This window comes from Hydrogenovibrio marinus (genome assembly GCF_013340845.1).
In the GTDB taxonomy this organism is placed as follows: Bacteria; Pseudomonadota; Gammaproteobacteria; order Thiomicrospirales; family Thiomicrospiraceae; genus Hydrogenovibrio; species Hydrogenovibrio marinus.
In genome coordinates this window covers 477,233-490,168 of record NZ_AP020335.1, presented here as the reverse complement: position 1 = coordinate 490,168, position 12,936 = coordinate 477,233, and the positions used below count along the sequence as shown (strand labels likewise).

The 12,936-nt window shown below is 43.0% G+C and carries 12 protein-coding genes and 1 tRNA gene; 5 read left to right on the top strand and 8 right to left on the bottom strand.

Translation table 11 applies throughout. The features are described from left to right. The first annotated feature begins 5 nt into the window (after positions 1-5). Positions 6-2,444 (top strand): hypothetical protein, encoded by a 2,439-nt coding sequence (locus HVMH_RS02295; RefSeq protein WP_029910187.1) that lies wholly within the window; start codon positions 6-8, stop codon positions 2,442-2,444. Positions 2,445-2,568: 124 nt separating this feature from the next. Here HVMH_RS02295 and HVMH_RS02290 read toward each other — a convergent pair. The 5 genes from HVMH_RS02290 to rpsU form a co-directional block, all read right to left on the bottom strand. Further along, a tRNA-Ile gene (locus HVMH_RS02290) sits at positions 2,569-2,645 on the bottom strand. Between the two features lie 80 nt (positions 2,646-2,725). Then, a complete protein-coding gene (gene rpoD / locus HVMH_RS02285) occupies positions 2,726-4,510 on the bottom strand; it encodes an RNA polymerase sigma factor RpoD (RefSeq protein ID WP_029910188.1) in 1,785 nt (594 codons plus the stop codon). Positions 4,511-4,690: 180 nt separating this feature from the next. Next, positions 4,691-6,469 carry a DNA primase gene (gene dnaG / locus HVMH_RS02280; protein WP_029910190.1) on the bottom strand — a complete coding sequence of 593 codons (1,779 nt, stop codon included), beginning with the start codon at positions 6,467-6,469 and terminating at the stop codon, positions 4,691-4,693. Between the two features lie 117 nt (positions 6,470-6,586). Further along, positions 6,587-7,039, bottom strand: coding sequence for a GatB/YqeY domain-containing protein (locus HVMH_RS02275; protein ID WP_029910192.1), 453 nt, complete (start codon positions 7,037-7,039; stop codon positions 6,587-6,589). Between the two features lie 36 nt (positions 7,040-7,075). Next, on the bottom strand, positions 7,076-7,291 hold the full coding sequence (rpsU, locus tag HVMH_RS02270) for a 30S ribosomal protein S21 (RefSeq protein WP_029910194.1): 216 nt from the start codon (positions 7,289-7,291) through the stop codon (positions 7,076-7,078). A 302-nt stretch (positions 7,292-7,593) separates the two neighbouring features. Between rpsU and tsaD the strand changes: the two genes are divergently transcribed. Further along, positions 7,594-8,628: a tRNA (adenosine(37)-N6)-threonylcarbamoyltransferase complex transferase subunit TsaD gene (tsaD, locus tag HVMH_RS02265; protein WP_029910197.1), complete on the top strand. Its 1,035-nt coding sequence runs from the start codon at positions 7,594-7,596 to the stop codon at positions 8,626-8,628. Positions 8,629-8,732: 104 nt separating this feature from the next. Here tsaD and plsY read toward each other — a convergent pair whose 3' ends face one another. Next, positions 8,733-9,320: a glycerol-3-phosphate 1-O-acyltransferase PlsY gene (gene plsY, locus HVMH_RS02260; protein ID WP_029910200.1), complete on the bottom strand. Its 588-nt coding sequence runs from the start codon at positions 9,318-9,320 to the stop codon at positions 8,733-8,735. 119 nt (positions 9,321-9,439) lie between these two features. Between plsY and folB the strand changes: the two genes are divergently transcribed. Further along, on the top strand, positions 9,440-9,808 hold the full coding sequence (folB, locus tag HVMH_RS02255; protein WP_029910203.1) for a dihydroneopterin aldolase: 369 nt from the start codon (positions 9,440-9,442) through the stop codon (positions 9,806-9,808). Here folB and HVMH_RS02250 read toward each other — a convergent pair. Both HVMH_RS02250 and HVMH_RS02245 read right to left on the bottom strand, forming a co-directional pair. Continuing rightward, positions 9,805-10,257 carry a FliG C-terminal domain-containing protein gene (locus HVMH_RS02250; RefSeq protein WP_029910206.1) on the bottom strand — a complete coding sequence of 151 codons (453 nt, stop codon included), beginning with the start codon at positions 10,255-10,257 and terminating at the stop codon, positions 9,805-9,807. The two genes, folB and HVMH_RS02250, sit on opposite strands and share 4 nt — an antisense overlap. Before the next feature lie 34 nt (positions 10,258-10,291). Next, positions 10,292-10,756, bottom strand: a complete 465-nt coding sequence (locus HVMH_RS02245) for a FliG C-terminal domain-containing protein (RefSeq protein WP_029910209.1) — start codon at positions 10,754-10,756, stop codon at positions 10,292-10,294. A 199-nt stretch (positions 10,757-10,955) separates the two neighbouring features. Here HVMH_RS02245 and HVMH_RS02240 point away from each other — a divergent pair, with 199 nt between their 5' ends. Together HVMH_RS02240 and HVMH_RS02235 are read left to right on the top strand one after the other, a co-directional pair. Continuing rightward, positions 10,956-12,140 (top strand): class I SAM-dependent methyltransferase, encoded by a 1,185-nt coding sequence (locus HVMH_RS02240; protein WP_029910212.1) that lies wholly within the window; start codon positions 10,956-10,958, stop codon positions 12,138-12,140. Between the two features lie 23 nt (positions 12,141-12,163). Next, on the top strand, positions 12,164-12,931 hold the full coding sequence (locus HVMH_RS02235) for an undecaprenyl-diphosphate phosphatase (RefSeq protein ID WP_029910215.1): 768 nt from the start codon (positions 12,164-12,166) through the stop codon (positions 12,929-12,931). Positions 12,932-12,936 lie beyond the last annotated feature (5 nt).

Sequence of the window (12,936 nt, the reverse complement as noted above, 5' to 3'; positions counted from 1 at the left end):
TGTAAATGACAGAATTAAACGCTCAAATCAGATTACGACCTACAAGAATTGGTTTCTTGGTTAACCCTTCAGATAAAAAATCATTAAGACAGATAATGAGGCTAAACGCCTGCCTTTGGGGGGGAATCTACAACCCCATAATTCCTGTTTACAACAGAACTCCAAAGGAATGGAAAACAGATTTTAGAAAATCAAAAAAAGAAATATTTCAGGGGTATATCAATTTTTTTGAGCCTGATGTATACGTAGAATGTGAAGAAGGTCTATTAGAAAAGGCTGGACTAGAAGCATTTAGAAACTCTCCAAGATTCGAAAGAGATGTAGTTTCCTTGAACGAGTTTCTTCAAAATGAATTAGGAGACACGTTTGAACCTCAATTAGGCCAATCAATAACAGACATCCTAGAAGATATCTACGCTTCAGAACGAAGATTTCAACTTAGAGATGACTTCCCAGCCATTTACCCTTCAAATGAAAATTTATTTTCAGAAGCTTGCATAGGTTGTTATCCAAAGGACGAAAACGCCAATCACTTCAAACAATCCTATCTCGATGTCTTCCATCCACAAAAAGTTAAATTTACTCCTGAATTGTGGAAAAAATTATACTCTGATAATTTTGAAACCCCATTTTCCGTAACAAAAAAACACTTAGAAACATTTAGATCCTGGAATGACGATGCAGTAATTTATATATTAGATCCTCATAACAATAGAGATATTATAGATTTCTGGAATTTAAGAACCCTTCCTAGTCCAGTTTACCCGGTTCCAATAGAGTGGCTACCTGAATTAACTGAATCACTTGAAAATTTTATTAAAGACTACCATAGGCCATTAAGAGGAAATAATAATGGAGTTATGCACCATGTAACTATTGAAAAAGCAGGATCAATTTCTGAAGATCAATTTAACGCGATAATAATACCTTTTTTTCAAAATCTTCCTCAAGGCTCTTTTGTTTGCAAATTGTTTCGAACAGAACTCTGGAATGTTAATTATCAAAACACCTTTATTACTCAACCCGAAAGGGCACGAGTAACCTCAAAAAGCTCCAATCAAAAAATAGAATTAAAAAATAAATCCCTGACAGGTGTATTCAATTCATTAACCCCCCACTTTTCGCAGCGATACAGTAGCTCAAGAAGGCGCTGGGCAAATGTCATACAAATATCTTCAACATATGATAGTGGTGATTCAGATATAGCTCTGAGCTTGCCATTCAACACTTTTGACAAAAGCTGGCCATTAACTGGAATTAGTTCTTTTTCATGCGGGAGAGAAGGATGGGTTTTTCTCCAAGACTATAAGTCTGAAAGTGACTACATTTCATTTATCAGCAATGAACATGCATTTTCAAGCTGGTTTAAACGTTTAAACATCGAAATCAAGCTGTCTGAGGCTGGTCGCATCGCAAAACAAATGCTAAATAGTCTTCGCGGTTTTTGGGGACTTTTTTTAATCGATGATAAAGATACCATTCAATTCATCAACAAGCACGCTACCAGTACCAGAAAACGAACAAATGCTGAAAACGGCGACACAATCGAAGAAATTTTTGAAGGCAAATCAGCATCTGTTTCTCAGTGGCATGCGTTAACTAAGCGCAAGCAAGAAAGTGGATTTCACAAAATGCTGCAACTTCCTCACTATATTGATCGCAATATCATTCAAGTTGGTATTGAATCCGAATGTGAGCATTGCGGTTCTAAAAACTGGCATGGATTAGATGAACTATCTTATAACCTGCGCTGCCAAAGGTGCTTGAAAGAGTATAAATTTCCTCAGGGTAATTTAAAACCAAATAATCAAAATTGGAAATACCGAGTTATAGGCCCATTTTCTTTACCAGATTATGCTCAAGGGGCCTACACTACCTTACTTACCATTAGATTTTTTGCATTCAAGACTACTGATGACTTCCCAAGTAGTTTTTCTACAGCTCTGGAATTAACACACAATGGTGGACAAAAAGCTGAAATTGATTTTGCACTATGGGTGCCTCAAGAAAAGCGCTTTGATACCTATGGTGAACCACGGTTGATTATTGGAGAGGCCAAGTCTTTTGGTGAAGACATCGTAAAAGACGACGACCTAAATAAAATGAAAAAAACAGCAAGCCTGCTCCCAAATTCAATAATCGTGATTAGTGTACTCAAAGATGGTTTTTCTGAAGCCGAGAAAGCACGCTTACGTGACTTTGTTGAATGGTCTAGAGGAACTCCTAAAGATTCCAGGCCTAAACATTGGGTAATATTGTTAACAGGCATAGAATTATTCACTGAGTTTCTTCAGCACAAATGGGAAAGCCTTGGTGAGCCATGGAGTAATCACGCACAATATCATTCAACTCGTGAGTTTGAATCTTTGTCAGATTCTACATTAGCTATTTATCTTGGGAGTGACCCTTATCATAAATGGGTACAGAAAAAACGAAATGGATAATTTATTACGCAAACATCAATAAATATAACGCTACATATATGCTACAAAAATTTAAAAATTCATTATTTCATAAAGCACATCAATACTGAAAAAAACATAATCCATTGTTTTACAAGGAAATAAATGGTGCCTCCTCTGTGACTTGAACACAGGACCTACCGATTATGAGTCGGGTGCTCTAACCAACTGAGCTAAGGAGGCGAGATAAGAAGTGAACCCTAGAACGGGTTTTGAGCGGTGCCTATTATATGCATATATAAAGACACCGTAAGACTTTTTGGCTAGTCTAGGAAACTTTTCAAACGTTCCGCACGGCTTGGGTGACGAAGTTTACGCAAAGCTTTTGCTTCAATCTGACGAATACGCTCACGCGTTACATCAAACTGCTTACCAACTTCTTCCAAAGTGTGGTCAGTATTCATACCTAATCCGAAACGCATTCTCAATACCTTCGCTTCGCGAGGCGTTAAGGTGCTTAGCATTTCACGCACGGTTTCCCCCATACCTTCCAAGTCTGCAGAATCTTGTGGAGAAAGGATATTTGAGTCCTCGATAAAGTCTCCCAAAGAAGAATCTTCATCATCCCCAACAGGCGTTTCCATAGAAATCGGTTCTTTGGCGATTTTCATCACTTTGCGAACCTTATCTTCTGGCATTTCCATTTCTTCTGCCAACTCTTCTGGAGTCGGTTCTCTACCCATTTTTTGCAACAACTGTCTTTGAATGCGGTTCAGCTTGTTGATGGTTTCAATCATATGAACCGGAATACGGATAGTTCTTGCTTGGTCAGCGATAGAACGTGTAATCGCCTGACGAATCCACCAAGTCGCATAAGTCGAGAACTTATAACCACGACGGTATTCAAACTTCTCAACCGCTTTCATCAACCCGATATTCCCTTCCTGAATCAAATCTAGGAACTGCAAACCACGGTTAGTGTATTTTTTAGCGATAGAGATTACCAAACGCAAGTTAGCTTCGATCATCTCACGTTTTGCAACGCGAGCCTGACTTTCAAATTTACTTAGGTTTTTGTAGGTGTCTTTGAACAGGTTGATTGGCATCTTTTCAGATTTTTCAATCATCGCCAATCGTTTTTGCGCACGCTTAATATCCGCACGAGAAGCTTCAAGCTTTTCGGATTTCTCAGGGAATGATTCGATTAAACGATCAACAATTGTGTAATCCGTTTCCGAACCAACAAAAGCTTCCAGGAACTTAGGACGTGGTACACCTATTTCACGCATGACCAAGTTAACGATATTACGTTCTTGTTCACGAATAGAAGAAATACGGGATTTAATAGATTTAATAATACGGTTTACGAAAACTGGTGATAGCTTCACAGACGCCATCATTTCAACCAGCTCAGCACGCTTGGCTACGGATTTCTTGTCGTTATAGCCGTTTTTCTCTTCAAGCTTCAAGACTTCTTCGTTTAGCTTACCAAGGTTCGCCAAAAATGTATCCAACTCTTCTTGGTCAATCCCGTCTTCTTTTGGCTCACCAGAATCATTGTCTGGAGACAGCTCTTCAACAGGAATATCAACCAAATCTGCAGGACGAACAAACCCTTGAATCAAGTCAGCGATTTTACCTTCACCATCGTCAATTTTACCGAAAGAGTCTAAAAGATCCGTTGCCATTGCTGGGTAAAGCGCCATGGACGCCAACATATCACGGATGCCGTTTTCAATACGCTTGGCAATCTCAACTTCGCCTTGGCGAGTCAAAAGCTCAACCGACCCCATTTCACGCATGTACATACGAACAGGATCAGTGGTACGACCGAACTCTGCATCCACTTCCGCCAACGCCAGAATCGCTGCTTCAGCTGCAGCATCGTCGAAAGTCTCGCCTTCTTTTGTCAATAACTCATCAGAATCAGGCGCAGAATCGAATAATTGGATTCCGAAATCACGCAGGATTGTTAGGACTTGGCCTAATTGGTCTTCTTCAATATCATCAGGCAAAACATCGTTTACATCAGAAAAGGTCAAGTACCCTAATTCTTTTGCTCTTTCAATCAGATCGATTAATTGCTGCTTTCTTTCTACTCTAGTCATGTTTGCCCCAATTTATTGCGCCAAAGCCCCGTTATCCGGAAACCACCCAGAAAAAACAAGACCGCAAATTATACTAAAAATTTTTAGATAAATTTAAACTTTTGTACCAATAAGATCTTAATTTTTATAGATTTGTCGCCTCTTTATGTAGGGACGGCAAACGCATTATTCAAGTTAAATTTATTTTTTAATGGATTTTTGCAACTCGAACCAAGCGCTCAAAGCATCCATATCCCCGACATTTTCCGGTGTGGTTTTTTTCAACGCACTCTCACTTGTCAGCTCATTGGTAATTTGCATTGCTATCTGCTCATACAAAGAGCTTAAAAATTCGTCATCGTCATTCAGTGGTATCGCTCTAATTTGCTCCAGCACTTTGACTCGCTTGGCATCAGAAAACCACCGCTCCCAAGATTCCAGCAAATAGCCATTTTCCTTCAGCACTGACAAGGCTCGTGCAAAAAAACGAAACTCTGCATTTTCTGACCCCGTTAATAATGCCATAAAGTCATCATCAAATACCTTGCCCCAGCTCGGTCTTTCGAAAAGCACTGCAAACATCTGTAGCACAATACTCTTGGCTTTTAGCTTAGTTATTTCAACCGGCTTTTTATCTCGATTCTTTTGGGTAGAGGCAAGGCGTAGCCCCATAATTTGCCCCAAACGCCACACTGGTAAATCCACCCTCTCCGACAGCACTTTTGTCAGCAAGTCCGGCATGGCAGCTTGTGCTTGTGCTATATAAGGTTTTGACAGCGAAATCAATTGCTGCTGCCCCTCAATAGTAGATATCGGCATGGAAAGCTTTGCCTCAAGACCATTAAACAAGAATGTGGAAATAGACATGGATTGAGTCACTCGTCGCTGAAAGCCTTCCACCCCTTCTTTTCTGACGGTTGAATCCGGATCTTCCCCCTGATCCAAAAACAGGAACTTCACCGTACGGGTTTCAGTCAACAACGGCAGCGCAAGTTCCAAAGCCTTCCATGCGGCTTTTTTACCGGCCTCATCACCATCAAAACAGAAAACAACATCATCCACTTGACGGAAAAGGATATCCAAATGCTCAGCTGTAATTGCCGTTCCTAGCGTTGCCACCGCATTACGAATACCAAACTGTGCCAAGGCAACAACATCCATATAACCTTCAACAACCAAAACATTGTTGAACGCTTGGCGTGATTGACGCATCTCGTACAAACCGTAAAGGGTATAGGTTTTATGAAAAATAGAGGTTTCGGGAGAATTCAGATATTTTGGTTGATCTTCAGGATTGATAATCCTTCCACCGAAGGCAATGACGCGACCACGCCCGTCGCGGATTGGAAACATGATACGGTTACGAAAACGATCATAAACACGACCATTGTCTTTTTTCACCAACATCCCGGTCTCAACCAACTGGGCTTTCATGGCTTCATCTGCATGCAGACCAGAAACCAAGTTATCCCATCCGTCTGGCGCATAGCCGATGACAAATTCTTTTGCGATTTCGGAAGTTAACCCGCGAGATTTAAGATAAGCCTTTGCCTGTTCCGACATAGGATGGGAGCGAAGTTGAGAGCGATAATATTTGGCGACCGCAAAGGTCACATCATACAAATCTTTGGTTTTCTGCTGCTGCTCTTGTTGCTTTGGGGTGAGCTTTTCTCTCGGCACTTCCATACCCGACATTGCCGCAAGCTGCTCAACCGCTTCAATAAAGCTTAGTCCGTCGTACTCCATCAAAAACTTCAAGGAGTCGCCGCTCGCGCCGCAACCGAAGCAATGGTAAAACTGTTTTTGTGGATTAACGTTGAACGAAGGTGTTTTTTCACTATGAAATGGACAACAGGCCTTATAGGTCGTTCCCGCCTTTTTTAGAGGCACACGCTGGTTAATCACTTGCACAATGTCACTGCGCGCAAGCAAATCTTCGATAAACGAACGTGGGATACTTCCTTTATTTGATTGAGCCATCAGCCGTCTCGTTCACACCTTATCCACAGAAAAATACACAGCCCCTAAAACGCAAAAAACCCGACAGTTTTCACTATCGGGTTTTTCGAGATGAAATCAATTTCAGTCTGCCAGCGATTAGGCGAGTTTTGCTTTAATCAACTTACTCACTTCTGCCATATCTGCACGGCCTTGCATCTTAGGTTTCAACAACCCCATGACTTTACCCATGTCCTGCATCGAAGCGGCACCGGTTTGTGCTACTGCTTCGTCAATCAACCCTGAAATTTCATCTTCAGTCAAAGGGCTAGGCAGGAAGGATTGAATGACAGTCATCTCAAAAGCTTCTTGCTCTGCAAGCTCAGGACGCCCAGCATCCATATATTGCTGTTGAGAATCACGACGTTGCTTAAGCATTTTGTCCAAGATTGGCAAAATTTCGGCATCGTCATCTACTGTAGTCTGATTATCTACTTCAACTTGCTTGATTGCTGCAAGCATGGAACGGATAACCGTAAGACGCTCTTTTTCTTTAGCCTTCATCGCTGCCTTCATTTCTGAAGTCAGATTGGCTTTGATTTCACTCGACATTAACTAACTTACCGAATCTATTATAGGCAAATCAAATTAATATAGACGTGTAGTACGACGGTTTTCGCGAGACAAACGCTTTGCAAGACGTTTAACTGCAGCAGCCTTCATACGTTTTTTAGCCCAAGTTGGCTTTTCGTAGAATTCACGCTTACGTGACTCAGTCAAAACACCTGCTTTTTCGCAAGCACGCTTAAAACGACGTAGTGCAACGTCAAATGGTTCTGTATCTCTAACTTTTACGCTTGGCATAATAATCTCTTGCTTAAAAAATTCTTTGTTGGACTTCTCGTCGGGCTTAATTTACCTAATTTAAACAATAGATAACCCAGCCGAAAGTCGGGGAAACGCGAATTATAAAATTATGAAACACTTTTTGCAAATGAATTTCATGAAAAAACTTTTATAGAAAACCAAAGGAATTTCAAGCAAATATCTAAATTCGCGCCTTGTCGGATTCGCATTTGGTAAAATTCGTTTTTATTTTAATAGAGTAGCGGGGCCACTTGCTACCTAAAACCACTTAATTTCAGTTAATTTTCTATCGGCAGACTATGCAACCTTCTCTTACTCTTGGCATCGAAAGCTCCTGCGACGAAACCGGTGTCGCACTATATCATTCAGAAAAAGGCTTACTGGCACATACACTTTATAGCCAAGTTAAACTTCATGCTGAATATGGCGGCGTCGTACCGGAGCTTGCCTCTCGTGACCACATTCGTAAACTCCTGCCGTTGATTCATCAAACCATTGAAGATGCGCAAATCGACTCCAAAGACATTACCGGCATCGGCTATACAGCTGGTCCAGGATTGATGGGCGCTCTTTTGTCCGGCGCTGCAGTTGCGCGTAGCTTGGCTTATGCTTGGAAGATCCCTGCCGTTGGCGTTCACCACATGGAAGGCCATTTGCTTGCCCCTATGCTGGAAGAAAACAAACCGGAATTTCCTTTTGTCTGCCTGTTGATTTCCGGCGGACACAGCATGATTATCCGTGTGGACGGCATAGGGCAATACAAACTGCTTGGCGACACATTGGATGATGCGGCTGGGGAAGCTTTTGACAAAACAGCAAAAATGCTTGGCTTAGGCTACCCGGGCGGGCCTGAAGTTTCCAAACTTGCCACGCGAGGTGAAACAGGGCGCTATATCTTCCCGAGACCAATGGTGGACAGACCAGGATTGGATATGAGTTTCAGTGGTTTAAAAACCTTCACTTTAAATACTTGGCTTGCCGCAAAAAAGCAAGGTGACGATAGCGACCAAACCAAAGCGGATATTTGCCGGGCGTTTGAAATCTCGGTGGCGGAAACCTTAGCGATTAAATGTAAACGAGCTTTAGAGCAGGAAGGCTTGAATCGCTTAGTTGTTTCCGGCGGAGTCAGCGCCAACCGTGAGATTCGTAAAAAGCTGGATGCACTCATGGCAAAACGCAAAGGCGAAGCTTTTTACCCTCGACTAGAGTTTTGTACTGACAACGGCGCAATGATTGCCTATGCTGCTGCTAAACGATTGGATGCTGGAGAACACAACGACTTGAACTTTGCTTGTCGTCCGCGATGGCATTTAGAAGACCTGTCTTCAATCTAAATCTTTCACCTTCACCCCCAACCTGGCAGATTTTCATCAAACAAAGCACTCGCCGCCCGAAGGGGTAAGGTGAGAAAATCTACCAGGTTGGGGGACGGCAAATATTACTTTTCTTCGCCGCGAACCAATCGCATGATATTGGCACGGTGACGCCAATAGAGAATTAAAGTCATAATCATGGTGACAGCTACCCACGATGGCTCACCAGAAATAAAGTGAATATAAAGTGGCGCCAATAGCGTTGCCACCAACGCCGAAATAGAAGAAATCTTCAATACCTTGGCGACAAACAGCCAAGTTCCAGCAACGGCTAGACCAATCAATGGTGACAAACCGAACATCACGCCCAACATGGTCGCCACGCCTTTTCCACCTTTAAAACCAAAAAACACCGGATAAAGATGACCGATAAATGCGGCAAACCCAACGGTCACCACCAATGCCGGCGGCATACCCATCATGTTTACCACAGCAACAGGAATCAGACCTTTCAACAAATCGCCCGCTAGCGTAATGGCAGCAGGCTTGGTGCCATAAAGACGCTTGACGTTGGTTGCCCCCGGATTACCGGAACCGCTCTTTCGAGGATCTTCCAACCCCATCAATCGACAAACAATAATCGCCGATGACAGCGAACCAATCAGGTAAGCGCCGGCCAAAATCGCGATATTTAAAAGTGATAACTCATTCATAATGCTGTCCATAATTAGTTTGGCGAACATTTTAATCGGTTTATAAAGCAATTGTTAGCGTTATAATTATCGGCACTTATGTTACATCTTACAAACAACCAATATTGAGAGTCGGCAACATGCATCATGACACTATCTTTATTAAAGGCCTTGCCGTTGATGCGGTTATCGGAGTTTTCGATTGGGAAAAAGAAATCAAGCAACCTTTAGTGTTTGATATTGAACTTTACACAGACTTGAAGAAAGCAAGTTTGTCGGATGACCTGCAAGACACGGTCTGTTATAAGACGGTCAGTGACGGGGTAATAGCTCTAACGGAAGAATCGAGATTTGATTTGATTGAATCGCTTGCCGAGCAAGTTTGTGAGCACATATTAAAAAGCCAGTCTGCAGTTTCCGCGGTAAAACTCACACTACACAAACCGGACGCTGTGCCTGCAGCTCAGTCGGTTGGCCTAAGCATTTATAGACAAAGAACCTCGTCTTAAGTCACCGACTTCTGTTCTTGTGCCGCCTTACGAATGAGTGGCACGACCTTTTCCATATTGACGCAAGCCTGTTGCTCGGTGATTTTCGTCAACGCTTGATAGTCTTCTTGAAACTGTTTGCCGTTTTGACGAGACATGTTACGCATGATCTTATGGAACAAACGTTCCCCTTCTGCAAGCCTTGCCACTGTCACCAACTGTTCAGGTGACATTTGCAGCGCCACCTGCTGGATAATACGGTCATCGGTAGAAACCAACTTGTTCGCCAAGTCACGATAGACCTTCAGTTTTTTCTGCAGGGCTTGCTGATCGATATCTGAACCTTGCCCTAAGCGCTTGCTGATAATTTGTTGCAACCCGGAAACCGCTTCTTGCGGCAGCTCAATCGTGACATATCCGATCTCCAACAGATATTCACCCGTTTCCGTTCTTTTTGCTGAAATCTCCACGATCTTTCCTCTAAATCCCTAAGGCACCATACGGTTAAATATAGCGTTCTTCGCCGGCTTGAACTTGAATAACGCCATCACCGTCAAACTCATACATTTTCTCAATCACTCTTCGGATAGCGGCTTTAGCAACCTCATGATTCGGCATAGGCGTTCTCTCTAAATCCGCTTGTAATTGCTTGGCAAGGATACCGCCCGTGTTTGACAGTACCTTTTCGTTCAAATCAGGGTTATTTGCCGTCAACAATAAAATCAGCACATCTTCGTTAGCAACCGCTCTCATCAAAGTTTGCAAGTCTGACGGACTCAACAACATTAAATGATCCGCCAAATGAACATAGCTTTTCAACACGGAATGCTCCTGCCCCGACTCCAAAGCCTGCAAATGCTCCAATGCGATATTCAACAGCTCCAACGAAAAACAATCCATACGAATCATGGCGTTGCCAATATGCACCTGCCATTCGTTTTCATGAAGCTTTTTAATCCCTAATTTCATGCCTATGCCCTTAACCACCAAAACACATGTTTACTTGTTTTTTGGCGAACATCAGTCTATACAACCTCTTTACGCCATCTGAAACCTACTCGACATTTCAAAGCAAATTGACTGCCAAAAAACGTCTTTTTACGCCGATATGGCACTATAATAAGCCAAAATTCTGTTTTTTTACCATCTAAGCACAAAGATTTTACCGATGAAGCCAAAACATTCGCTCCCAACGCCCAGTACCGATGCGCAGCTTCATAGTGAAAAACTCACGCAACGCATCAAACAGCAACTCAACCGGCAAGGTCGTTTATCTTTCGCACAATTCATGCAAATGGCACTTTACACGCCCGGCCTCGGCTATTATGCCAACAGCTTGCCAAAAATCGGCGCACAGGGAGATTTCATCACCGCACCGGAAGTATCACCGCTGTTTTCGCAATGCATTGCCAGACAAGCCGCACAGGTACTGAAAACTTTGGATCACCCCAACCTGGTGGAATTTGGCGCTGGTCGCGGTACCATGGCAAAAAACATCTTGCTGGAACTGGATGCACAAGAACAACCTCTAGAGCACTACTACATCCTTGAGCTGAGCGCTGATTTAAGACTCGTGCAACAGGAAACCCTGCAAGCTTTGCCGGTTCACCTGTTTGAAAAGGTGGTTTGGCTGGATTCTCTACCTGAAACACCGATAGAAGCGGTATTTGTTGCCAACGAAGTATTGGACGCCATGCCGGTCGAGCGCCTGAAGCTTGAACCCCACCAAACCTCACAAGCAATGGTGATTTTCAACGAAGCTAAACAGCAATTCGAGTGGGATTATCTACCAATTACCGACCGCTTGTTGCAACGCTTCAGTAATGGCATTTTGCATTTTATTGGCGACCCAAGCCCGGATGGCTATGAGACCGAAATCAATCTCAACATCCGCCCTTGGTTGAAATCCGTCTTTGAGGCAATGGAAAAAGGGCTATTGCTGTTGATTGACTATGGTTATACACGTCGGGAATATTACCAACCTGCCAGAGTCATGGGAACACTGCGCTGCCACTACCAACATTTGGCGCACAGCAATCCATTTTTCTATCCAGGATTACAGGACATCACCGCTCATGTTGATTTTACGGCAGTGGCAGAGTCGGCATTTGACGTTGGTTTTAAAATTGCAGGCTTCTCTACCCAAGCGCATTTTTTGATGAGTAGTGGCTTGCTTGAACTGTCCGCTACTTCTACGGACGACATTACAAAATCGTTGAAAATCGCCCAACAGATTAAAACCCTGACATTACCGGATGAAATGGGAGAGACTTTCAAAGTCATCGCTCTCACTAAAAAAACGGATATCTCATTGATGGGCTTCCAACTTCGAGATTTAAGGCACCAACTCTAACTTAAAAGCTAAAAGGATAAGGTATGGATATACTTCAGGCTGCTATTCTCGGTATTATCGAAGGATTAACCGAGTTTCTACCAATTTCATCTACCGGACACTTGATTGTCGTCAGTGACTGGTTGGGGCTTCAACAAACAGACCAAAACAAAGCCTTTGAAGTCATTATTCAATTTGCTGCCATTTTGGCCGTCATCTCGCATTACAAAGAAAAATTCACCCCCGGGCATTCGAGACTTTGGGGGAATGTCATTATCGCCTTTATTCCCATCGGGATTGTCGGCCTTCTATTTCACCACCAAATCAAAGAAATTTTTACGATTCAGATCGTGGCTTGGATGTTCATTATCGGTGGGATAATCTTCTTGATTCTAGAACGTCTTTACACTGAAGGCACACACCGCACCAAAGACATCGAAGACCTATCCATCCGTCAGGCATTTTGGATTGGTATCGCACAGGTTTTCGCGCTGATTCCCGGCACTAGCCGTGCAGGAGCATCAATCGTCGGTGGGATGATTGTCGGGCTTGACCGTAAGGCCTCCGCGGAATTCTCTTTCCTATTGGCATTGCCGGTACTTGCCGCTGCTTCGGGATTGGATTTTGTCAGACATTATTCCGAATTTGCCAACACCAGTTGGATGCCGCTGATTGTCGGGTTTGTGGTGGCTTATATTGTCGCCTACCTCACCATGACTGTTTTCATCCGTTTCTTGGAACGCTTCACCTTTAATGCCTTTGGTATTTACCGTATCCTATTTGGTATCATTCTATTGATTGCTTTCTCATAACAGAG